Origin of the sequence: Gordonia malaquae NBRC 108250 (assembly GCF_000344135.1) — a bacterium.
GTDB lineage: Bacteria > Actinomycetota > Actinomycetes > Mycobacteriales > Mycobacteriaceae > Gordonia > Gordonia malaquae.
Window position 1 is genome coordinate 32,001 of record NZ_BAOP01000011.1, and the last position, 22,709, is coordinate 54,709.

General features: G+C 68.6%; 18 protein-coding genes. 7 read left to right on the forward strand and 11 right to left on the reverse strand.

Annotated elements, in window-relative coordinates; translation table 11 throughout:
• Positions 1–197: 197 nt before the first annotated feature.
• Positions 198–599: a YbjQ family protein gene (locus GM1_RS08715; protein ID WP_008378128.1), complete on the forward strand. Its 402-nt coding sequence runs from the start codon at positions 198–200 to the stop codon at positions 597–599.
• 5 nt (positions 600–604) lie between these two features.
• Positions 605–1,264 carry an ACT domain-containing protein gene (locus tag GM1_RS08720; protein WP_008378130.1) on the forward strand — a complete coding sequence of 220 codons (660 nt, stop codon included), beginning with the start codon at positions 605–607 and terminating at the stop codon, positions 1,262–1,264.
• Here the strand turns inward: GM1_RS08720 and ligA are convergent, their stop codons facing one another.
• The gene (gene ligA / locus GM1_RS08725) at positions 1,265–3,337 is read right to left on the reverse strand and encodes an NAD-dependent DNA ligase LigA (RefSeq protein ID WP_008378132.1); all 2,073 of its coding nucleotides are present in this window, start codon (positions 3,335–3,337) and stop codon (positions 1,265–1,267) included. It lies immediately after the preceding gene.
• A 130-nt stretch (positions 3,338–3,467) separates the two neighbouring features.
• On the opposite strand from ligA, the gene GM1_RS08730 reads away from it, so the two are divergent.
• Together GM1_RS08730 and GM1_RS08735 are read left to right on the forward strand one after the other, a co-directional pair.
• Positions 3,468–4,778 carry a hypothetical protein gene (locus GM1_RS08730; protein ID WP_008378133.1) on the forward strand — a complete coding sequence of 437 codons (1,311 nt, stop codon included), beginning with the start codon at positions 3,468–3,470 and terminating at the stop codon, positions 4,776–4,778.
• A 20-nt stretch (positions 4,779–4,798) separates the two neighbouring features.
• The gene (locus tag GM1_RS08735; protein WP_040519769.1) at positions 4,799–5,185 is read left to right on the forward strand and encodes an MmcQ/YjbR family DNA-binding protein; all 387 of its coding nucleotides are present in this window, start codon (positions 4,799–4,801) and stop codon (positions 5,183–5,185) included.
• A 96-nt stretch (positions 5,186–5,281) separates the two neighbouring features.
• On the opposite strand, the gene GM1_RS08740 is transcribed toward GM1_RS08735, so the two are convergent.
• From GM1_RS08740 to GM1_RS08785, 10 genes are all read right to left on the reverse strand, one after another.
• Complete coding sequence (locus GM1_RS08740; RefSeq protein ID WP_008378135.1) at positions 5,282–6,307, reverse strand: uroporphyrinogen decarboxylase/cobalamine-independent methonine synthase family protein; 1,026 nt, start codon at positions 6,305–6,307, stop codon at positions 5,282–5,284.
• Positions 6,304–7,407 (reverse strand): tRNA 2-thiouridine(34) synthase MnmA, encoded by a 1,104-nt coding sequence (gene mnmA / locus GM1_RS08745; protein WP_008378136.1) that lies wholly within the window; start codon positions 7,405–7,407, stop codon positions 6,304–6,306. The genes GM1_RS08740 and mnmA overlap by 4 nt, the downstream gene beginning before the upstream one ends.
• Positions 7,407–8,630, reverse strand: coding sequence for a cysteine desulfurase family protein (locus GM1_RS08750; protein WP_008378137.1), 1,224 nt, complete (start codon positions 8,628–8,630; stop codon positions 7,407–7,409). The genes mnmA and GM1_RS08750 overlap by 1 nt, the downstream gene beginning before the upstream one ends.
• Before the next feature lie 40 nt (positions 8,631–8,670).
• Positions 8,671–10,050 (reverse strand): FAD-binding oxidoreductase, encoded by a 1,380-nt coding sequence (locus tag GM1_RS08755; RefSeq protein ID WP_040519770.1) that lies wholly within the window; start codon positions 10,048–10,050, stop codon positions 8,671–8,673.
• Between the two features lie 103 nt (positions 10,051–10,153).
• Positions 10,154–13,606 (reverse strand): ATP-binding protein, encoded by a 3,453-nt coding sequence (locus GM1_RS08760; RefSeq protein WP_040519771.1) that lies wholly within the window; start codon positions 13,604–13,606, stop codon positions 10,154–10,156.
• An 8-nt stretch (positions 13,607–13,614) separates the two neighbouring features.
• Positions 13,615–15,090: an MFS transporter gene (locus GM1_RS08765; RefSeq protein ID WP_008378140.1), complete on the reverse strand. Its 1,476-nt coding sequence runs from the start codon at positions 15,088–15,090 to the stop codon at positions 13,615–13,617.
• A 102-nt stretch (positions 15,091–15,192) separates the two neighbouring features.
• Positions 15,193–16,065: a lysophospholipid acyltransferase family protein gene (locus GM1_RS08770; protein WP_008378142.1), complete on the reverse strand. Its 873-nt coding sequence runs from the start codon at positions 16,063–16,065 to the stop codon at positions 15,193–15,195.
• A gap of 21 nt (positions 16,066–16,086) precedes the next feature.
• Positions 16,087–16,908: a GNAT family N-acetyltransferase gene (locus GM1_RS08775; RefSeq protein WP_040519748.1), complete on the reverse strand. Its 822-nt coding sequence runs from the start codon at positions 16,906–16,908 to the stop codon at positions 16,087–16,089.
• A gap of 208 nt (positions 16,909–17,116) precedes the next feature.
• Complete coding sequence (locus GM1_RS08780) at positions 17,117–18,073, reverse strand: electron transfer flavoprotein subunit alpha/FixB family protein (protein WP_008378145.1); 957 nt, start codon at positions 18,071–18,073, stop codon at positions 17,117–17,119.
• A 45-nt stretch (positions 18,074–18,118) separates the two neighbouring features.
• Complete coding sequence (locus GM1_RS08785; RefSeq protein ID WP_008378147.1) at positions 18,119–18,904, reverse strand: electron transfer flavoprotein subunit beta/FixA family protein; 786 nt, start codon at positions 18,902–18,904, stop codon at positions 18,119–18,121.
• Between the two features lie 160 nt (positions 18,905–19,064).
• Between GM1_RS08785 and GM1_RS08790 the strand changes: the two genes are divergently transcribed.
• The 3 genes from GM1_RS08790 to GM1_RS08800 are packed head-to-tail and all read left to right on the forward strand — an operon-like array spanning position 19,065 to position 22,665.
• Entirely contained in the window at positions 19,065–19,847 is a 783-nt protein-coding gene (locus GM1_RS08790) for a class I SAM-dependent methyltransferase (protein WP_008378148.1), read from the forward strand.
• Positions 19,848–19,861: 14 nt separating this feature from the next.
• On the forward strand, positions 19,862–21,394 hold the full coding sequence (locus GM1_RS08795; RefSeq protein ID WP_008378149.1) for a 1,4-alpha-glucan branching protein domain-containing protein: 1,533 nt from the start codon (positions 19,862–19,864) through the stop codon (positions 21,392–21,394).
• 26 nt (positions 21,395–21,420) lie between these two features.
• Positions 21,421–22,665 (forward strand): glycosyltransferase family 4 protein, encoded by a 1,245-nt coding sequence (locus GM1_RS08800; RefSeq protein WP_040519772.1) that lies wholly within the window; start codon positions 21,421–21,423, stop codon positions 22,663–22,665.
• Positions 22,666–22,709: the final 44 nt, after the last annotated feature.

Below are 22,709 nucleotides of genomic sequence, written 5' to 3' on the forward strand. Positions count from 1 at the left end.
GCCGGACCTTTCTCGCCTACGGCCCACATGGGTGCACGCAGGCGGGTAGACGCAGATGGATGGATGTCCTCCAGGATATGGGACCGCCGTCGCCACTCCGCAGTCGCCTCCACCCCCATCTGGCATGTCCTACATCCAGATGAACGATTGTGCGCCCTGCACTGGCCGACACACGTCGAGCGACGTAGCCTGTGGCCATGATCATCGTCACGACGAACGAGCTGCCCGGCTACCGGATCGAGCACGTGTTCGGTGAGTGCTTCGGCCTCACCGTTCGCTCGCGTCATATCGGTTCCAACATCGGAGCAGGACTGAAGTCGCTGGCGGGCGGTGAGCTCAAAGGCATCACGCAGCTTCTGCACGAATGCCGCCAGGAGGCCCTCAGTCGCCTCGCAACCGAGGCGCAGGGGCGCGGCGCGAACGCTGTCGTCGCCTTCCGCTTCGAGACCACCGAGTACGCGGGCGGCGGCGGTGTCGAAGTGTGCGCCTACGGCACCGCGGTCGGCGTTCGCTCGGTCGACGGCCAGGCGCCGCCGCAGCAGCAGTTCGCGCCCCAGGCCCAGCAGGTCGCTCCCGGCCATCCTGCTCCGCAGCAGTAATCGCGTTGTCGTACCTGCTGCGCCTGCGCCTCTCCGACCGCCCAGGCAGCCTCGGCATGCTCGCGGTGGAGCTCGGTGCGGTCGGCGCCGACATCCAATCACTCGAAGTGATCGAGCGCGGTGACGGATACGCGGTCGACGACATCGTCGTCGAACTTCCCGTCACCGCACTGCCCGACACCCTGATCACCGCAGCGGAGAACGTCCACGACGTGCACGTGGAATCACTTCGGCCGTTCTCCGACGTCCTCGACACGCATCAGGAATTGGAACTGATCGACGTCGTCGCGACGGCCGCGACGGACCGTTACCAGGTGCTCGTCGACCTCGCGCCGCGGGTGCTGCGCGCCTCGTGGGCGATGATCGTCGCGCGCCCGGGCGTCGACGTCCTCACCCTTTTCGGAAGTTCCGGCGCCCCCGAGACTCCACTCGAACAGGCCGACTGGCTTCCTCTCCAGGCCGCGACGAGCTTCGCTGGCGACCTCGACTGGGTGCCCCAGATCTGGCGCGACATGGACACGACACTCGCCGCCGCTCCCCTGGGCGACGGCGCGAAGGCGCTCGTCCTCGGCCGGACCGGCGGGCCCGACTTCCGGCCGTCCGAGGTCGCGCGACTGGGTTACCTCACCGGGATCATCAGCACGGTCATCGAGCACGGCCGCTGATCACTCGATGGGCGGGGCGCCCGTCTCGAGCAGCACCTTGAACCCGTCCTCGTCGAGGATCGGCACGCCGAGGTCTTCGGCTTTGGCCGCCTTGCTGCCCGGTGCGTCGCCGATGATCACGTAGTCGGTCTTCTTCGACACCGATCCCGACGCCTTGCCGCCGCGCGCGATGATGGCCTCCTTCGCGCCGTCACGCGTGAAGTCGATGAGCGAACCGGTGACGACCAGCGTCTTGCCTTCGAGAGTCCGCACGACGGTCTCGTCCACCTCGTCCTCCATCGACACGCCCGCGGCACGCCACTTCGCGACGATGTCGTGATGCCAGTCGACGGAGAACCAGTCGTGGACGCTCGCCGCCCGGGTCGGTCCCAGACCGTCCACCTGCGCCAGTTCCTCCACCGATGCGTTCTCGATCGCTTCGAGCGAGCCGAACGCGGTCGCGAGGGCGCGGGACGGTGTGGGTCCGCAGTGACGGATAGACAGTGCGACGAGCACCCGCCACAGCGGTACGTCTTTGGCCTTGTCGAGGTTGTCGAGGAGCCGCCGCCCGTTGGCCGACAGCGCACCGTCCTTGGTCGTGTAGATGTCGGTGCGGAGCAGGTCGTCCTCGGTCAGGGAGAACAGATCACCCTCGTCGACGAGCACGCCGCTGGACAAGAGCGCCTGGGCGCCCTCATAACCGAGTGCTTCGACGTCGAACGCGCCGCGTCCGGCTAGGTAGAACAGCCGTTCCCGCAGCTGACCGGGACACGTCCGCTGGTTGGGGCAACGGATGTCCTTGTCGCCTTCTTTGGCGGGCGCAAGTGTGGTGCCGCACTCTGGGCATTCGACGGGCATCACGAACTCGCGTTCGGTGCCGTCGCGCAGTTCGACGACCGGCCCGAGTACCTCGGGGATCACGTCGCCCGCCTTGCGGACCGTGATGGTGTCACCGATCAGCACACCCTTGCGCTGCACTTCGAAACCGTTGTGGAGGGTCGCGCGGGCGACGGTCGATCCGGCGACGGTGACCGGCTCCATCAGCGCCCACGGGGTGACACGCCCGGTGCGGCCGACGCCGACCATGATGTCGAGGAGTTTGGTGGTGACCTCCTCGGGTGGGTACTTGTAGGCGATCGCCCACCGCGGTGCACGAGAGGTGGCTCCGAGCCTGCGCTGCAGCGTCACATCGTCGACCTTGACGACAAGGCCGTCGATCTCGTGATCGAGTTCCGGCGAATGGCGATTCTCACCCCAGTACGCGACCGTGTCGAGGACCGCATCGGCTCCGACAACCTTGCGGGTGTGCGTCGACACCGGCAGGCCCCACTCGGCCAGCGCGACGTACGCGTCGTGCAGCGACTCCGGCCGCCACCCGTCGATCCGGCCGATGCCGTGGCAGATCATCCGCAGATTTCGTCGAGCCGTGACCTGGGGATTCTTTTGACGCAGCGAGCCCGCCGCCGAGTTGCGGGGATTCGCGAACGGCGCTTTCCCGTCCGCCACCAACGACGCGTTGAGGGTCGCGAAGTCTTCCAGCCGGAAGTACACCTCGCCGCGGACCTCGAGCAGTTCCGGCACCGGACGAACATCGGACGACAGCTGATGCGGCACCCCGACGATGGTGCGCGCGTTGAGCGTCACGTCCTCACCCGTGCGGCCGTCGCCGCGTGTGACACCACGGACCAGCGTCCCGTTCTCGTACACCAGGGCGAGCGCGACTCCGTCGATCTTCAGTTCGCAGAGGAAGTCGATCCCGACTCCTGCATCCGCTTCGGTGCGCGACACCCAGCCGCGCATCTCATCGGAGTCGAAGACATTGTCGAGGGACATCATCCGCTCGAGGTGGTCGACGGACGCGAAGTCGGTGGAGAATCCGCCGCCGACCAATTTCGTCGGCGAGTCGGCGACCGCGAGCTCCGGGTGCTCCTCTTCGAGCGCCATCAGTCGCTTGAGCAGGGAGTCGAACTCTCCGTCGCTGATTGTCGGCGCGTCCTGCACGTAGTAGCGGAACTGGTGTCCGCGCACCTCGTCGGCGAGTTCGGCCCATTCGCGTTCTGCGCTCGCACTGTCCCTGCGTACGTCGGCTTCCACGGCCTGCCTATCCGATTTCGTCACGAACTCAGGGTATCGAAGCCCTACGACAACAGATCGCTTCCACTTCGGTCGCAATCGATCGATCGGTTGATTGCCCACGCCGACCGAGGCGAACTAGGTTTGCCCGGTGTTCACGTACTCGCGCGGAGCGATCGCAACCGTCACTATCTCTGCAGTCCTCGCCGTGTCGTCATGTTCGGCCCGATCGACAGGGCCCGACGACCCCGTCCCCGCCACCACATCGAGCGACCACGTCAGCTCGACGGCCCCGACCACGACGACCGCCGACAGCACGACCGTCGACCTGTCGTCCGATGCGTGGATCACGAATCAGACGATCGCGAACACGTGCAACAACCCGGGGAATGCGGGATATCCAGTGCCGGGGAGCCGCGGAGCCGACACCGATCACACAGTGTTCGACGTGACGTCGGGCACGTGGCTGCCGGTCCCGCTGCCCCGACCCGATCGGGCCGGTGAGAAGTCCGAACACCTCGAATGCGTGATCACCGGTGATCCGAAGGATCCCGTCGTCGTCTATGCGTCGACGATAGTCGCCTCGGCCCAGGGTCGATCCGGCGAGAAACGCCGCGGTGAAGTGTACGCGATCAAAGTGCGCGGCGGTTCAGCCGACGACGCCGTCGACCTGTCCAGCATCCTCACGCCCGGAACCGGGCCGGACTACATCGACTTCAAGTCGTTTCCCGGAGGCTTCTTCCTGGGCGAAGTCGGCATCGACGTCGGTGGAGGACGCGTCGCACCGGGCCGTGGCCTCAAGCTCGTCACCTTGGACGACCACATGAAGCCGACGGTCACCAATGTCTTCCCGTTCTCGCCCCGCAACGTGAACGACATCGACGGCGTGGACATGTCGGTGAACGGCGACATCACCCGCGTGGTCCTCGACAAGCCCGACGCTGTTCTGAAGATCGGACGATTGGACTGGATCCGCACGACTCCGCGAGGATCGACGCCGCTCCCCGACAATCCGTCCGTCTACGCCGCGGTCGGTCGGTTCGTCGTCTACCGGGTCAGTTCGACCAACCGGATCGTATTGATGGACACCGTCAGCGGCAAGAAGATCACCACACCGTTCAAAGACGCGCTGCCTGGGGATCCGCGGGTGTGGGGCAGCGTGGTCAAGATCGGCAACAGCTGGGTGGTCGACATGTCCACCGGCACCGTCCTGCTCGACTCGACGAAGGAGACGTCCCCCGCCAAGAACGCGCTGGCCGACCACTACCTCTACGTCGACGACGGCGCCGACAACCCGGTCATCGACCTGCGGACGGGACGGACAGTGTCGAAGGGCTGGACCGTGAGGCCGGTCGGTCGAATCGAAGGATGGACGATCGTCAGCCACTCCGGCACCCTCGAACCGGACCGTCTTCAGCTCGTGAAGGACACGAACGGAACCTATCCTGGTCCCTGGTGGTGATCCACGCATACGCTGGCCACATGCCGCACCCGATCATGTTCGACGACGCCGACCCGATCCTCGCGCTCCTTCGTGAACGTGCACTCGCCCTACCCGAGGCGACCGAGAAGGTCGCGCACGGTCGGCCGACGTTCCGCTGCGGGAAGATGTTCGCGATGTACGGCGGCTCTCGAAAGGGCGAGACGAAGATCGTCCACGACAACGCACTGCTCTTCGTCCCGGATCCGGCCGAGCGCGACGCCCTGGTCCAGGACGAGCGGTTCTTCGTTCCGGCGTACGTCGGCGCGTACGGCTGGCTGGGGATCGACCTCGCACTGGACTGTGACTGGGAGGAGGTCGCAGAGCTCCTCGACGCCGCGTTCCGGCAGATCGCACCCAAACGTGCCATCGCGCTGTTGGACGGATAGTCCGTCGGGGACGTCGACTCGCTTCGACTCGCTTCGCTCGCTCAACGAGCAGGGGACGACCGAGCGGCGCGTTCCGTCTGGATCGCCCATCGCGTCTTAGAGCGCTGCGGGGTCTGATGCGAGGAGTTCGGCGGTCTGCGACGCGATGCGAAGCGCGCTGGCGGCCCACGACGGCGCGGCGTCGGCGAGGCCGCTGTGCGGTGTCACGACGACGTTGTCGCGCAGGACCGAGCGGTTCATCCCGATCTCGTCCATGAGACGAGCCAAGCCCTGAGCGATCTCCTCCGGGCGCGGCTCCACCGCCGGCCGAGAGGTCGGGACCACCCCTGCGAGCATCACGCCGCCCGCGTCGAGGAACTCGGCCATCCGGTCCTTCCCGATGTCGGTCGACGGAGTCGACAGGTCGACGGTGACCGCGTACGACGGCAGCATCCTGACCAACGCGGACTGCGGAGTGCTCGCGCCGTGCAGGATCATCGGCGTGCCGATCGCCGCGGCCATCTCCTCGAATCGCTGGACGATCAGCGACATCGGCACGGGCGGGATGGCGTCCAGCCTGGTGAGCGGTTGCACGCTGCCGTTCAACACGGCGTCGATCTGCTGTTCGTCGAGTTGCACGACGACCTCCGCGCCCAGCCTGCGCCGCAGTTCCTTCACATGCTCGACGAGGCCGTCGGTCATCGACGCGACGACGTCGAGTCGAGCGCCGCGGTCACGGACCACCTTGTGCCCGTTCCGGAGCTCGACCTGTGCCGAGTAGGTGAACGGTCCGCACAGCTGCACTTTGAGGAGCTTCCCAGTATCGATCAGACCGTTCGAATCCCAGTGCTCCTCGAGTGCGTCGAGGTCCCTGGCCAGCAGGTCGCGCGCTCGCCTGGTCACCGACCCGGGCCGAGAGGTGAGCCGGTACGCGTCGTGGATCATCTCGAACGGCATGTCGATCAGGACTGCACCCGCACGGCCCACGGGATCGGCGCCGATTCCGCGGGCGGGCAGTTCCGGCACGAAGGCGAAGTCGGTCTCCCCCGAGACGACGGCGACGGCTTCCGCAGGGTCGACGCCCGGCATCGGCCCGAGCCCGGTGCCGAGTCCGGTCGGCACCCGCGAGCCGACGAATGTCACCGAGTGACCTGGACGGTGTCGGCGATGCGGCTGCAGCCGAGGACGAGGTCGCCGTTCGCCTCGTCTGCGGCGTACAGCACAGCTGCCTGCCCTCGGGCGACGCCGCGTAGCGGGCTCCGCAGGTCGATGCGGACTCCCGGTCCGCCGTCGACCTCGATCGGGGTCGCGACCGCTGGTGCGAGCCCGCCGTGAGCACGCACCTGGACGGTGCATTCGACCGGTCCGTCCGGAGTGACGCCCGACGTCCAGATCGCACGCGCGGCGATGATCGAGGAGACGTCGAGGTCGGCGGCCGACCCAACGGTGACCGTGCCGGTCTCCGGGTCGATTCCAGTGACGTAGCGTGGCGCTCCGTCCGGGCCTGGCCCCTCGATGCCGAGTCCCTTGCGCTGCCCGATGGTGAATCCGTGCACACCGTCATGGTCGGCGAGCTTCTCGCCCGTCGACTTCTCGATCACCGCACCGGGGCGGATGCCGATCCGCGCACCGAGGAATGCGCGTGTGTCGCCCGTCGGAATGAAGCAGATGTCGTGCGAGTCGGGTTTGTTCGCGACCGACAGGCCTCGTCTCTCCGCCTCTTCACGGATCTGCGGCTTCGGAGTGTCGCCGATGGGGAACATCGCCCGCGACAGCTGCTCGTGGTCGAGTACGGCTAGCACGTACGACTGATCCTTGTCGTCGTCGACTGCGCGCCGCAGCTCGCCGTTCTCCAAGCGCGCGTAGTGGCCGGTCGCGAGGGCGTCGAAGCCGAGCGCCTCCGCCCGCTCGGCCAGTGCCGAGAACTTGATCTTCTCGTTGCACGAGAGGCAGGGATTGGGAGTCTCCCCCGCGGCGTACGACGCGACGAACTCGTCGATGACGTCTTCCTTGAACCGGTCGGCGAAGTCCCACACGTAGAACGGGATGCCCAACACGTCGGCGGCACGCCGAGCGTCGTCGGCGTCTTCGCGCGAACAGCAGCCGCGCGATCCGGTACGCAGTGCTCCCGGCGCCGTCGACAGTGCCAAGTGGACACCGACGACGTCGTGTCCCGCTTCGACCGCCCGTGCAGCGGCGACCGCCGAGTCGACTCCACCGCTCATCGCTGCAAGTACACGCATCAGCGTCTCCCTCCCGTTCGAGACCCCGCACTGAGCAGGCCCGCCGCTCGTGCCCTGTCGACCACGTCGCCGATCACATCGGCGACCGCGGTCACATCGTCGTTGTTGTTGTCGTGGGCCAGCGAAAAGCGCAACGAACCGCGCGCTGTGCCCATGTCCAGGCCCATCGCCAAGAGCACGTGACTCGCAGCCGCCACGCCTGCGGTGCACGCGGAACCGGTTGAGCACTCCACGCCCTTGGCGTCGAGCAGCATGAGCAGCGAATCGCCTTCGCAGCCGTCGAACGACACGTGGACGATCCCCGGCAGCGCATCGGCCGCGTCCGGATGTCCGAGGGCGCCGTTCACTTGAACGCCGCCGACCGCGACCAGCACGTCGCGCAGACGGTCGCGAAGGGCGACGACGTGAGCGTTGTGCGCATCACGATGCGTGACGGCCGCCCGCAACGCCGCCGCCATCCCGGCGGCGGCGGGAACGTCCTGCGTACCGGATCGGATGTCTCGTTCATGGCCGCCGCCGTGAAGCAACGGGGTGCAGGCCACGTCTCGCTGCAGAAGGAGCGCACCCGTGCCCTGTGGTCCGCCGAACTTGTGGCCGGCGATGCTCAGCGCCGACAGTCCGCTCTCGGCGAAGTCGATCGGCAGATGCCCCGCGGCGGCGATGGCGTCCGAGTGCACCGGTACGCCGTACTCTGCGCCGAGCCTGGCGACTTCGGCGATGGGTTGGACGGTGCCGACCTCGTTGTTCGCCCACATCACCGAGATGACCGCGACCGAGTCGGCGTCGGATGCGAGCAACTCACGCAACGCGGCGACGCTGACCACCCCGTTCTCGTCTACGGGCAGCACCGCGAGGTTCGCGCCGGCTTCATCGGCGAGCCACTGCGCGGGATCGAGGATCGCATGGTGCTCGACGGCCGACACGACGACGGTGCGTCGACGGTCGTCCTCGCGTCGCCGGGCGGCGTAGATGCCTTTGAGTGCAAGATTGTCCGACTCGGTGCCGCCGCTGGTGAAGATCACCTCGGAGGGCCGAGCTCCCAGGTCGCGCGCGATCGACTCGCGCGACTCCTCGAGGATGCGGCGGGCCCGTCGCCCCGAACCGTGCAGCGACGACGAGTTGCCCGGCCTCGCCCAGGCCGACTCCATCGCCGCACGAGCCTCCGCGACGAGTGCGGTGGACGCTGCGTTGTCGAGGTAGGCAGGCTGCTGGGGCGTGGACATGACCCCACCACGATAGCCGCGCCCGGTGAGGGGGAAGAAATCATCGGACCACCTGGCCGACGGCGAGCACGTCCGCCGGGTCGTACTGCCGGGCGAGCGCACCGAGCCAAGCGCGTGTGTCGTCGTTGTAGCACCGAGCGATCACCGCCGGATCGGAGGACGCGGTGAAGTTCGGCAGCCGTGCACCGTCGCTGAACGGCGCCAGCGCGGAGATCAGGGACGACACCGCCTTCGGAACAGCGTCGGCGATCGGCGGTGCGAGCACTCCGACCACCTGAACGTTGGCCGCGGCGTCGCGGTGGCTGAGTGCGCTGTGCGCGGCGTCGGCGTGGGCCAGCGCACCACCGAGCAGGCGGATCTCCACCATCAGCAGTGGACTCGGGACCGTGGGCCCGGCCTCGTCGAGCAATGCGACGACGGTGTCGGCGGTCACCTCACGCAGCAGAGCCGAGTCCTCGCACACCGGCACCGGATCGGTCGGGTCAGCATGGATCGCACCGATCGCCGCGTAGGGCATCGGCGCGACGGCGTCCAGGACCGGCTGCGCGATCGCCCGCATCGGTGCGAGGACGCCCGCTGCGGTGTCGGGATCGGCGAGGCTCGCGAACCGCACGGCGACGGTCAGTCGACCTGCGAGCATCGGCGGGACGCCTGGCATCTCGGGCAGCCGCAGGAGCGCGACAGACGTGTCGACGTCGTCGGGCAGAGTCTGCGTCCATACGCGCCATGCGTGCAGCACGGCAGCGGCGTCGTCGCCGTCGAAGTACAGGGCGCCGCCGTAGAAGCCCCGCAGCGGGAGCAGATCGATCACCGTCTCGACCACCACCCCGAGGGTTCCCTTGCCACCGCGAAGCCCCCAGAACAGCTCGGGGTTCTCGTCAGGGGCCGCTCGGTGGACACGGCCGTCGCCGGTCACGACGGTGAACTCGCGCACGTGATCCGCCGAGCTTCCGAGAGCCCGGACCATCGGTCCGATCCCCGCGCCGGTCAGCAGCCCGACGACGCCGACACCGGGAGCCGAACCGCAGACCGGCGCCAGACCGAGAGGCGCAGCCGCATCGATCACCGCCTGCCAGCGCAGGCCTGCGCCGACACGCGCCGTCCTGGAGACCGCGTCGACGTGCAGACCGTCGAGGCGTCGGGTGCGGACGAGCAGGGTGTCGCCGTCGATCTCGGTGGCGCCGTGTCCGGTGGCGTGCACGGCGACCGTCATCCCGTTCGCGGCCGCGAACTCCATCACGGCCGCGACGTCGGCCGCGTCCAGGACGTCGATCACCGCCCATGGGCGCCTGGACACGGCGACGTTGAAGGCGATGGTCTCGTAGCCGGCATCGGTCGGACGGTGGACCTCGCCGCGGACCGACGACCGCAGAGCTGCGATGTCGGCGCGGTCGACGCGGCGGGCTGATTCAGTGGTCACGGTGGGCTCCTCGGGGTCGGCAGCGGCACGTCGCCGGTGCTGTGAGGACAGCGTGTCGGCCACCGCTTGCCGGACTCTTGGAGTGCGCTTGGACCCGGTCGGGTCACCCGCGCAGCGCGCGGGCGCTCGCCTCGACGCGCGGCAGTCCGAGGCCGCGAGCATCCTCGACGACGGCTGCGAGTGCGGCCTCGCGCGCGGGTCCGCCCGGCATCCTCGACGCCTCGACCAGGCGGCATCTGAGCAGCCCGGACGGGCTGAGGGCAGACGTGCACACCTCGCGAGCACGGTCGAGCGCCGCATCCCCCGCCACCGCGTCGTCGATCAGGTAGTGCAGACGTGCCAACGCCAGGTCCACCGGGCCGACGCAGCCGACCTGGCCGACCGTGGCGATGCACCCGGCGAACGGTGCGAGGTACTCGAGGAAGCCCGCCGCATGGTCGACGAGGCCGAGTTCGGCGACCAGGTCGGCGAGCACCGTCGCCTGCGCGAGCGACGTCCAGAACATCGGGTGGTCGTCGTTCGACCAGATCTCGATCATCTCGCGGACCGTGGCCTCGTCGCCCTGTGTCCAGGCGACTGTCGCGACACCCGCCGCCATGAGACGGGCCACCTGATTGTCGGGCGAGGCAGCGACCGTGGCGGCCGCCCAGTCCATCCGGCCGCTCTCGTCGGTGCCGAGGACCTCGTCGACGAGTTCGCCCACGCCCTGCTGCCCGGCGAGCGCCATCAACGCCAGCATGCCCGACCCGGCGACGTACAGCTCCGTCTGCCGGTGCACCGTCATCGCGACGCGGAAGTGCTCGCGCGCCAGGTCGAAGTCGGCGTGCCACACCGCCAGCGCCATCTCCATCCACCTCAGCTGAGCGCGAAGCACCGGCAGTCGCATGCGCTCACTGCCCACGATGGCCCGACTCATGTGCGACACCGTCGATTCGAGGTCCCCGAGGGTGAACGCCGCCATGGTGATGACCGAGTCGGTGATCACCGCGTCGACGTCAGCGTCGGCGTGCGGCAGTTCGGCGATGCGTCGCGCGAGCGCCACCTGCTCGGTCGCGTGCGACGCGACGCCCGAGTAGGTGATGAGCCGGGCCAGCGCCGCGTCGGCGAACGCATCGGGATCCCCGACTGCGGCGGCCGCCTCGTCGGCTCGTCGCAGCAGCCCGGCGGGAACCTCTGCGTCACGGTGGTAACAGTTGCCGATCGCGAGGGCGCCGAGAATGCCGACGAGTGCGTCGGGTCGACCCTCGAACGTCACGGCGGCCTGTTCGAGAACTGCGTGCAGCTCGCCGGGCTCCTCGGCAGGCGACATCCACGGCCATCCGCCGCCGGCTCGCAGCAGTGTTCGAGCGACGCGGCCCGCGGTGTCGCCGGACCGGTCGGCGACAGCGTCGGACAACCGGCTGCACACGGTGTCGAGCACGTGCTGGGCGCGCCCGGCGCGCGCATTCGCCCGCAGCATCGCGACCAGGAGCCCGTCGCGCACCCCGACATCGGCGTCGCCGCCCACGGTCGACTCGTACGTGGTGAGCGCGCGTTCGTACCAGTGGGCGGTGCTCTCGGAATCCCATCGCGCCGACGCCTGTTCGGCCGCCGCGCGACACGCTCGCACCACGGCGTCGACGTCGGCCACCGGCAACGCCTCCAGCAGATGCCCGGCCCTGGCCTCGGTGGCTCCGACTCCGTCGACGTCGCCGAGCACATCGGCGATCCGCTGATGCATACGACAGCGACGCAACGGCGCCAGCGATGCAGCAGCCTGTTCTCTCAGCAGGCCGTGCGCGAACTCCGGCTGCCCGCCAGACGACGCCCAGACCACGATCCGTTCGTCGGCCGCTTCGTCGAGGCAGTCCGCCACGTCGGCGGTCGAGCGGTCCATGACTCTGGCCAGGAACGAGACGTCGATGTCCTCGCCGAGCAGCGACGCGTACCCGATCACCTCTCGAACCGGCGGATCGAGCGTGTCGAGCCGTCTGCCGAGGACCGACCGAACGGCTTCGGGCATCATCCCGGCGCGTTCGCTCGCAGGAAGGCGGGCGTATTCGGTGACGAACAGCGGATTTCCGCCCGTGCGGACCGCGATCTCGGCGGCGTCGGTCGGCGAGAGGTCGTCGGCGACGGCCCGCACCAGATCGGCGACCTCGTTCTCGGTCAGGCCCGACACCCCGAGGACGTCACCGCCTGCGCGGACCAATGCGTCGCGAAGGCGCAGGGTCGCGGCGCAGGCCTCTTCTTCGCGCACTGTGAGGAGCACGGTGAGCCGAGGCTGCGTCATGACCGACGCCAGATACCCGAGCAGGCCCGCCGTCATGGCGTCGGCCCACTGCACGTCGTCGACGACGACCGTGAGCGGCGCCGCCGCCTCCAGCACCGCCTGAACCCGTTCGTAGACGGCGAACCGGGCGGTGTCGGCGTCCACCCCGGCCGGGATGGAGAGGACGTCGTCCGGGTCGGCGCCGAGGGAACGGCACAGCTGGCGCAGCGGCCACCACGCGGGGATGCCCTCTGCGTCCGGGCATCGGACCCAGAGCGCGGTCTCCCCGTGCTCCTCGGCGAGACGCGCGGCTTCCTGTGCGAGGCGGGTCTTGCCGATGCCCGCGGGCCCGACGAGCGCCAGCCACCGGGTTCCGATTCGGTCCGCAGTGTAGAGTCCGGCGATCCGCTGGACCAGCGCTGCCCGTCCGACCAGTGGCGCCGGCGCTGCACGACGAGTCTCGTCTGACATCGCGATCGATGCCGCGTCGTCGACGGCAGGCTCCCTCGTCTCCTCGGCGCCCGGCCAGTGCGGCGGCCGCGGCCAGGCCGCGATCTCCGGGTCGTGACGCAGAATCGCGCCTTGGAGCTCGCTCAACTCGACACCCGGGTCGAGCCCGAGCTCGTCGCCGATCGCCCGCGTGTGAGCGGCGAACACGGCGAGTGATTCGGCGGCCCGACCGGCGCGGTAGAGGGCGATCATGTGCAGCCAGACGCCCCGCTCCCGAAGCACGTCAGTCGAGCGGAGGGACGCTATCTCACCCAGTGCCGCGGTGATCTCGCCTTTCGCGAGCAGCGCCGTCACATGGATCTCCGCGACTCCCCGCCACGTCTCGGTGAGCGCCGCCGCCGGGACGGCGACCCACTCGAGATCACCGAACTCGGCGAGCAGGCCGCCGCGCCACAGATCGAGCGCCTTCGCCGACAAGCCCAGCGCATCGTCCCACCTGTTCTCGCGGCGAGCGTCCTGAGCAGTGTGAGCTAACCGTTCGAAGTCCGCGACGTCGAACGCGTCGTCTCCGAGATCCAGGCGGTATCCGGGACTCACCCGTTGGATGGGCGACGCCTCCCCGCCTGAGTCCCGGAGGAGCCTGCGCAGGTTGGAGATGTACGCCTGCAGGCTGGTGCCCGCCGCGGGCGGCGGTTGATCGCCCCACACCGCGTCCATCAGCCGGTCCCGTGACACCACGGCCCCACGACCGAGCAGCAGCGCCGCGAGGACCGCCCGCTGCTTGGGTGAGCCCAGGTCGACCAGTACGCCGTCTCGAAGAACGGTCAGGGGGCCGAGCGCACGGTACTCACGCATCGACTCGTTCATCCACGAGGCGATCCTACGACTGGAAGCGCCCCGACCGATCCGGTTCGCGTCAATCGTCCGGACTCCTCGCTCGGCGGAACCCCGAGCACGGCACGACCCAGCGTCGCCGCCGCGACCAGCGCACCGACTGCCGCCACACCACAGCTGATCCAGAGCGCGACGACCAGTGCGTCGGTGAACTCCTGCGCGGCGTCGGGGACGAAGGCCGACTGCGCCGGGAACACCGCGCCGAGCGCTGCCACGCCGAGCGCTATGCCGGACTGTCGGAACACGTCGTTCACGCCGGTGGCGAGTCCGAGGTCGTCTGCGCCGCTCTCGGACAGCACGACGGCCGACAGCACCGGGTTGAAGACGCCTGCCCCGATGCACGACAGCAGGAAGCCCGGCACCAGATTCCACCCGGACCCGTCGACCGTGGCGATCGTCATCCACGCCAGTCCACCGGCCACCGCGATCAACGACGTCGTGATCAGTGTCCGCGGCGCCACGAGAAGCATCAGTCTGTCGGTGGCTCCCGCGACGATCAGCATCACCGCGGTACCGGGAAGGTAGACCAGGCCCGCCTCGATGGGCGACATCCCGAGCACGCCTTGCAGATACAGGGTGACGTACACGAACACAGCGAACATCGACGCGGAGATCGCGAACGTCGCGCACTGTGCTCCGGCGAACGCGCGAGTCGCGAACAGTCCCAACGGCAGCATCGGCTCGGCGACGGACGCCTCGACGATCAGGAAGGCCACGAACGCGATCCCGGCGACCGCGAACACGACGAGGGTGCGAGGCGCGGACCATCCGTCCTCCGCCGCCTCGAAGAATCCGTCGGTCAACGCCGCCAGGGCGACAATGGCCGTCAGCTGACCGAGCCAGTCGCCGCGGCGGGGCGACGCGCTGCGCGATTCGTCGATCCACCTGACTCCGATCAGCATGAGCAGACCGACCGGCACATTGATCAGAAAGATGGCGCGCCAGTCGAGCCACTCGGTCAGCACGCCGCCTAGCAGCGGGCCGACGGCGAACGCGGCACCGATGGTGGCGCCGTATGCGGCGAGTGCGGTCGCACGCTCACGACCGGCGGGGAACGCGTTCGCCAGGAGCGCCAGCGAGGTCGCGAACAGCAACGACGCGCCCAGTCCCTGCGCAACCCGAGCGAGGTTCAGCAGCAGCATCCCGTCGGCGCTCGCACACCACACCGACGACGCGGTGAAGACGACCGCGCCGATCGTGAACACCCGTCGACGTCCCACTCGGTCGGCCCACGCGCCCGCGCTGAGGACGGTCGATGCGAGCGCCAGGGTGTAGCCGTCGATGACCCACTTGAGTCCCCCGAGGTCGGCGGCGAAGTCGAGGGATATCGCAGGCAGTGCCGTGTTGACCACCGCGATGTCGAGCATCAGCATCGCGGTGGCCGCACAAACTGCGGCGAGGGTGATCCGGCGGCGGGCGTCCCACCGCTGAGTCGTGTCGGTCATGAGGGTGTCCTCTCGAGTAGTCGATGAGGACACCGTGGTCGCGACGGCTTGGAGTCGCCTTGTCGCGGACTTGGCGCGTTGTTCCCGTGCGGCCCGGTCGGGTCAGACGGGGCTCGGCGCCGGGCGCGCCGTGTCGACGAGATCGACCGGAACCAGGCGGTCGGAGAGGTCGACGGCCGGGTTCACGAGCCGTTGCACCGATTTCGCGAGCTCGAGGCGGTCGGGCGCGGGGAGCTGCAGGTCGAAGACGGTGAGCGTGACGACGAGCTCGGGAGCGGTCACGATGCGCATGAACGTGGCGCCGATCGTGTCGTCGCCGATGAACCCGGCGATAGTCGTCGGGCGACCCGACTCGCTGTACGTCAGCCGCATCGGCAGGACGGGGACTCCCGCGTCGACGGCCGCCTGGAAGAACGCCGGGCGGAACCGCCCGGACGCCGCACCGCACCAGGTGGTGCCCTCCGGGAACACCGCCACGGCACGGCCACGGTCGAGGATCCCGGTGACCTTGTCGATCATCGGTCGCAGCAGTCGGAGATCTCCGCGGACGTGCGAGAGGACGCCGAACGCCTTGGCGACGATCCCGAAGCCCGCCATCTGCGCCACCTCGTGCTTGGCGACGAACCGGGCCGGCGCGACCGACGCCATCGCGACGATGTCGAGGAAGGAGACGTGGTTGGCCACGATGAGGGCTCCCCGAATTCGACGTGCCTCGTCGGGACGTCGATCCTCGACCGTGAGCCGCACGCCCATCGACCGGAGGCAGACGCGCGCGCTCCCCCGCCAGTAACCGTGCCGGGCTCGTCGCGGAACGAGCACGGTGATCAGCCCGACCGTCAGCAGTACGACTGCGGCGAAAGCGAACCCGGTCATCCGGGCCGTCGACCGCAGCCTCGACACTCGCTTGGTCTCCGGCACGCATGCCGCGCCGCACGGGCTGTGCGGCACCCATTGGTTCACGGTCGTGTTCGTCATGGTGTCGCTGCCCCGGGCCCGCTAGTCCGCGCTCTTCATCCGGGCCATCGCGCCGCGGAGTCGTTCGACGTAGCGCGCCTCGCCCTGGTGGCGGTCGAGGACTGTCAGGAAGTCGCCGACGTCGAAGACCTCGTCGAATGCGGGTTCACCGCAGACTCGGGCGCCGAGCCTGGTGTACCCCTTCAGGAGTGCGGGCAGGCGGAGGGTCTCCGGTGGCTCCAGCTCGTCGAGGGACTTGCCGTCGACCTCGACTCGGATGTGCGGGAACGCCTGCCACTGTCCGCGGTATTTGTCGCGGGAGAGGTCCCGGATGCCTCGGAGCTCACGTCCACGGCCGAGCGGTGATTCGAGCGGCACGGACACGCAGCCCATCATGTACCGGTAGGCGCCTTCCTCGAGGTAGCCGAGCAGCGCGGCCCAGAGCATCGCCGTCACCGATCCGCTGCGGTGATCGGGGTCGACAACGGCACGGCCCATCTCGACGGTCTCCCCGCGGATCGGGTCGAGTTCGTCCAGGTCGAACTCGCCCGCCGAGTACCAGCCGCCCGCTGCGATGGCGCGGGGCGGCGGGAGGACACGAGCGCAGCCGACGAGCTTGTCGGTCGGGAGATGACGCACGAGCAGGTGCTCGCAGAAGTCGTCGAATCGGTCGGCGTCGCGGCCCGACGCCGCGTCACCGATCGAATCGGAGTATCCGGGCTCGTTGTTGAAGACCTCGAAACGCAGACGCTGTGCCGCGTCGACGTCGGCCGAGTCTTCGGTGATCGTCACTTCGTAGTCGCCACCCGCCAGGAGCACCCGGCGAGTACGTGCGCTGTTCGCTGCAACCTGAATCACTGTCATGCCTGCAGTCAAGGCGACCGGAGCGGCGTCGCGGTCACGTCGACGTGTCGTGTTCGCACACGCCCCGTGAACTCCTCGACGCGGCGTTTCCCGCCCCGCAACCCTGACGTCTCACCGATGTCGTGTTTGCCCGCGACGCAAGAACACCCCGCCGCACCGAGTGCGACGGGGTGTTCTGTGACGACTCACCGAAGGGTGATCACAGCGCTCACTTGCGCTTGTTGATCTCCTCGGTCAGCTGCGGAGCGACGTTGAAGAGGTCGCCGACGATGCCGAAGTCGCTGATCTCGAAGATCGGTGCTTCCTCGTCCTTGTTGACGGCGACGATGGTCTTCGAGGTCTGCATGCCTGCACGGTGCTGGATGGCGCCCGAGATGCCCAGGGCGATGTACAGCTGGGGCGAGACGGTCTTGCCCGTCTGGCCCACCTGGAACTGTCCCGGGTAGTAGCCCGAGTCGACAGCCGCACGCGAAGCGCCGACTGCGGCGCCGAGCGAATCGGCGAGTGCCTCGACGACGGCGAACTGATCGGCCGAGCCGACACCGCGGCCACCGGAGACGACGATCGACGCCTCGGTGAGCTCGGGGCGGTCGCCGCCGACGTTGGCTTCGAAGCCGGTGATCTTGACGGCGTTCTCGGCCTGCGCCGGAACCTCAACGTTGACGACCTCGCCTGCACCGGCGGCCGGTGCGGCCTCCACGCCACCCGGGCGGACCGAGATGACCGGGGTGTCGCCGCCGGCCTGTGCGTCGACGGTGAACGCGCCACCGAAGATCGAGTGAACGCCGGCACCGCCTTCCTTGACCTCGATGACGTCGGTCAGCAGACCCGAGCCGAGACGCACGGCCAGACGACCGGCGACTTCCTTGCCTTCTGCGGTCGCGGCGACGAGGACGCCTGCGGCGCCGACCTGCTCGGCGAGAGTCGACAGGACGTCGACCTTCGGCGAGACGAGGTATGCGGCGGCGTCGTCCGACTCCGCGACGTAGATCTTCTCGGCGCCTGCCTCGGCGAGACCGCCGGTGACGCCTGCAGCCGTGCCGGGCTTGCCGACGACGACTGCGGCCGGGCTGCCCAGTGCGCGGGCGGCGGTGATGAGTTCGCTGGTGACCTTCTTCAGCCCACCCTCGGCATCCTGCTCAACGAGCACGAGTACTTCAGCCATGATTTTCTCCTGAATGTCTTTGGTATTCGCTCAGAACGAGTGGGATCAGATGAGCTTCTGGCCGACCAGGTACTCAGCGACCTTGGTGCCGCCGTCGCCTTCGTCGGTGACGCGCTCGCCCGCGGTCTTCTCAGCCTTCGGGGTGACGCCGGTAACGGTGCTGCCCGCGTTGGCCAGACCGACGACCTCGGGCTCGATGCCCAGGTCGGCGAGGGTCAGGACGAGGACTTCCTTCTTCTTCGCGGCCATGATGCCCTTGAAGGACGGGAAGCGGGGCTCATTGATCTTCTCGTTGACCGAGACGATCGCCGGGAGGGAGGCCTCGACGTGGAAGATGCCCTCGTCGGTCTCACGCTCGCCCTTGAGGGTCTCGCCGTCGACCTCGAGCTTGCGCAGGTGCGTCAGGTGCGGGAGCTCCAAGTACTCGGCGATCATCGCGGGGACGGCACCCGAGCGACCGTCGGTCGCCTCGTTGCCTGCGATGACCAGTTCGACGCCCTCGACGGTGCCCAGTGCGGTGGCGATCACGTAGGCGGTCTGCACTGCGTCGCTGCCGTGCAGCTGCGCGTCGTTGATGTGGATCGCCTTGTCGGCACCCATCGAGAGCGCCTTGCGGATGGCGTCGGTGGCGCGGTCGGGACCGGCGCAGAGCACGGTCACCTCGCCGCCGTCGCGCTCCTTGATCTGCAGCGCTTCCTCGACTGCGCGCTCGTTGATCTCATCGAGAACGGCGTCGGCAGCCTCACGGTCCAGCGTGTAGTCGCCGTCGGCGAGCTTCCGCTCAGACCAGGTATCGGGAACCTGCTTGATCAGAACGACAGTATTCGTCATGGGTCTTCGTCGACCTCCTGCATCGGGTTCGGCAACTTACCAGCCGGTAAGGCCCAGGGTCTCTCTCACTGTAGCGGCTTGACCTCTCTGCGAGAACGTGGTGTCTCTCATATCTCAGGCCGCCGCGGTTCGGATTGCGCGAACCTGTTCCACTAGTCTCATGGAAATGACCGAACCGCAGGCTGGATCACCCGCCGATCAGCTCGCCCTGACCGGCGAGCGCACCGTCCCGGGAATCCCCGCCGAGAACTACTGGTTCCGCCGTCATGAAGTCGCCTACGACTACATCCTCCGCCGCTGCGCTGGCCGGGACGTCCTCGAAGCAGGTTCTGGCGAGGGCTACGGCGCATCCATGCTCGCGCGGGACGCGCGGTCGGTCACGTGTGTCGACTACGACCAGCAGGCCGTCGAGCACACACGCCGCGTGTACCCGGAACTGACTGTGCACCAGGGCAATCTGATCGACCTGCCGCTCGACGACGCCTCCGTCGACATGATCGTCAACTTTCAGGTCATCGAGCACCTGTGGGATCAGAGCGAGTTCGTCCGCGAGTGCTTCCGCGTGCTGCGCGGCGGCGGCGAACTGCTGATGAGCACCCCCAACCGCATCACCTTCTCCCCCGGCCGCGACACGCCGCTCAATCCCTTCCACACGCGGGAGCTCTCGGCCACCGAGCTGACCGAACTCCTGTCGGACGACGGGTTCGACGTCGTCGACATGCTCGGCGTCTACCACGGTGCACGCTTGGTGGAACTGGACCAGAAGTGGGGCGGGTCGATCATCGACGCGCAGATCGACCGCGCCCTGGCGGGTGAGCCGTGGCCCGACGATCTCGTCGCCGACGTCGCGGGGATCACGATCGCCGACTTCGACATCCGCCGCGCGTCCGAGGCCGACATCGACGCGAGCCTCGACCTGCTGGCCGTCGCCGCACGCTTCTAGGACGCACGTCAGCGATGACCGACCGTGTTCCCGGGCAGTTCGCCCTCGTCCTGCACTCGCATCTCCCCTGGTTGCCCAATCACGGCCGCTGGCCGGTCGGCGAGGAGTGGCTGTATCAGTCGTGGGCCGACTGTTATCTCCCGATGTTCTCGATGCTGCGCCGCCTGGCCGACGACGGTCTCACCGATCAGCTGTCCCTCGGTGTCACCCCGATCCTGGCCGCGCAGCTCGACGATCCCTACGCCGGCGCCTCGATGTACGAATGGCTCGCCGACTGGCAGTTGCGGGCGATGGAAGCCGCGCTGTCTCGCGACGACGCCCGCGCCGACGCGGGCACACGCGAGTTCCGTTCCGCTGCAGCCGCTCTCGCAGATTTCGAGACACAGTGGAGGCACGGCGGGAGCCCGCAGATCCGGCCCCTCGTCGAGTCCGGGGTCATCGAACTCCTCGGCGGCCCGCTCGCGCACCCGTTCCAGCCCCTCCTCGACCAGCGGCTGCGCAGGCTGTCCCTCACCGAGGGCCTCGCCGACGCCGAACATCGCTGGGGCACACGGCCGTCGGGCATCTGGGCACCGGAGTGCGCATACACGCCCGGGATGGAGGCCGAGTACGCCGCCGCAGGCGTCCGACACTTCATGGTCGACGGCCCGACCCTGCACGGCGACACGGCTCTGGGCCGACCGGTCGGCGATTCAGGCGTCGTCGCGTTCGGACGTGATCTGACCGTCAGTTACCGCGTGTGGTCCCCCAAGTCCGGGTATCCGGGGCACGCCGACTACCGCGACTTCCACACCTACGACCACGAGACCGGGTTCAAGTCTGTGCGGGTGACCGGCAAAACCGTGCCCGCCCATGAGAAGAAGCCCTACGACCCCTCCCGGGTCGACGCGGCGATCGACGCCCACGTCGACGACTTCATCGGCTGCATCCGCGACCGATTGATCTCCGAGTCCGAGCGCATCGGACGACCCGCACTCGTCGTCGCCGCCTTCGACACCGAGTTGTACGGCCACTGGTGGCATGAGGGACCGATCTGGCTGGAACGGCTGCTGCGCCGCCTGCCCGAAGTCGGCATCACCGTCGGCACGCTCGACACGGCGCGTCGCAACGGCTACGTCGGCGAACCGGTCGACCTCGCCGACTCGTCGTGGGGATCGGGCAAGGACTGGCGCGTCTGGGAGGGCCCACAGGTCCAACACCTCGTGCAGCTGAATTCAGAAGTGACCGCGACCGCCCTCGATTCGCTCGACAAGCGCCTCGCGACGGCCTCGCATGCGAGGGACGAGGTCGCCGACCAGATCCTGCGCGAAACACTGATGACCGTGCAGTCGGACTGGCCGTTCATGGTCTCCAAAGACACCGCTGCCGGATACGCCCAGGACCGCGCGTACAAGCACGCACACGCGACACGCGAGATCTGCGCTGCGTCCGACGCCGGTCGAGCCGAGGCCGCGACGCGGCTCGCCCGCGGCTGGCGCAACGCCGACAACATGTTCGGCGCGCTCGACGCCCGCCGCCTGCCCAGCCGTGACGGAGATGACCGATGACCGCCGCACACCGACAGACCCGGCCGGTGAAGGTCCTGATGGTCTCGTGGGAGTACCCGCCGGTGGTCGTCGGAGGCCTCGGAAGGCACGTCCATCACTTGGCCGAAGCTCTCGCTGATCTCGGAGTGGACGTGACGGTCCTCTGCCGTCAGCCGTCGGGCACCGATGAGTTCACCCACCCGACCACAGACACCGTGGTGAACGGCGTTCGCGTGATCGCCGTGGCCGAGGACCAGCCGGAGTTCGACTTCGGTGTCGACATGATGGCCTGGACCCTCGCGATGGGCCACGGTTTCATCCGCGCCGGACTGCGCCTCCTCGGTCACGGGTGGACCCCCGACGTGGTTCATGCACACGACTGGTTGGTCGCACACCCGTCGATCGCCTTGGCCGAGCACTTCGACGTTCCGCTGGTCGCAACATTGCACGCGACCGAGGCCGGCCGCCACAGCGGGTGGGTGGCCGGGCACGTGAACCGACAGGTCCATTCGGTGGAGTCGTGGCTCGCCAACCGAGCGGACGCCCTCATCACCTGTTCTGCGTCGATGCGCGACGAGGTGACCGAACTGTTCGGTCCGTCGCTCGCCCCGATCAGCGTCATCCACAACGGCATCGATGTGAGCGCGTGGACGTTCGCGGCGCGCACTCCTCGGCGTCGTGCCCCGGAACTCTTGTTCGCCGGTCGCCTGGAGTACGAGAAAGGTGTGCAGGACCTGATCGCCGCCCTGCCCGCGATTCGCGCGCAGCATCCCGGAACCCGGCTCACGATCGCGGGCGAGGGAACGCAGACCGACTGGCTGCACGAGCTCGTCCGCACCCACGACGTGATCGATGCCGTCGCCTTCGCCGGTCGACAGGATCACGACGGACTGATCGGACTCATGCATCGCTGCGACCTGATCGTCCTGCCGAGCCGCTACGAACCGTTCGGCATCGTCGCACTGGAAGCAGCCGCCACCGGCATCCCCCTGGTCACGTCGACCGCTGGCGGGCTCGGCGAGGCCGTCACCGACGGAGAGACCGGCTGGACGTTTCCCCCGTTCGATCCCGTCGCCGTCGCCGTCGCCGTGTGCGACGCACTCGACGACCCGTCGATCGCCGCCACTCGTGCGCAGCGGGCGGCGGAACGGCTCACGGAAGAGTTCACCTGGCGGGTGGTCGCCGAGCGTACCGCGGCCGTGTACGGGGCGGCACAGCGCCGCGACGCGCCCGTTCGGCCTCGCCCGCAGATCCCGGTACGCCCCATGCCGGATCGCGATCCGGGGAACTGACGGGACCGCTCACGACATGGCAGGAAAGTAACACCGGGGTGCGT

Bases quoted from the DNA above. Each gene is read 5' to 3' on its own strand.
- GM1_RS08715 (WP_008378128.1), top strand. From the start codon at position 198: ATGATCATCGTCACGACGAACGAGCTGCCCGGCTACCGGATCGAGCAC.
- GM1_RS08735 (WP_040519769.1), top strand. From the start codon at position 4,799: ATGCCGCACCCGATCATGTTCGACGACGCCGACCCGATCCTCGCGCTC.
- mnmA (WP_008378136.1), bottom strand. From the start codon at position 7,407: ATGCGTGTACTTGCAGCGATGAGCGGTGGAGTCGACTCGGCGGTCGCC.
- GM1_RS08750 (WP_008378137.1), bottom strand. From the start codon at position 8,630: ATGTCCACGCCCCAGCAGCCTGCCTACCTCGACAACGCAGCGTCCACC.
- GM1_RS08760 (WP_040519771.1), bottom strand. From the start codon at position 13,606: ATGCGTGAGTACCGTGCGCTCGGCCCCCTGACCGTTCTTCGAGACGGC.
- GM1_RS08765 (WP_008378140.1), bottom strand. From the start codon at position 15,090: ATGACCGACACGACTCAGCGGTGGGACGCCCGCCGCCGGATCACCCTC.
- GM1_RS08770 (WP_008378142.1), bottom strand. From the start codon at position 16,065: ATGACGAACACGACCGTGAACCAATGGGTGCCGCACAGCCCGTGCGGC.
- GM1_RS08775 (WP_040519748.1), bottom strand. From the start codon at position 16,908: ATGACAGTGATTCAGGTTGCAGCGAACAGCGCACGTACTCGCCGGGTG.
- GM1_RS08780 (WP_008378145.1), bottom strand. From the start codon at position 18,073: ATGGCTGAAGTACTCGTGCTCGTTGAGCAGGATGCCGAGGGTGGGCTG.
- GM1_RS08785 (WP_008378147.1), bottom strand. From the start codon at position 18,904: ATGACGAATACTGTCGTTCTGATCAAGCAGGTTCCCGATACCTGGTCT.
- GM1_RS08790 (WP_008378148.1), top strand. From the start codon at position 19,065: ATGGAAATGACCGAACCGCAGGCTGGATCACCCGCCGATCAGCTCGCC.
- GM1_RS08795 (WP_008378149.1), top strand. From the start codon at position 19,862: ATGACCGACCGTGTTCCCGGGCAGTTCGCCCTCGTCCTGCACTCGCAT.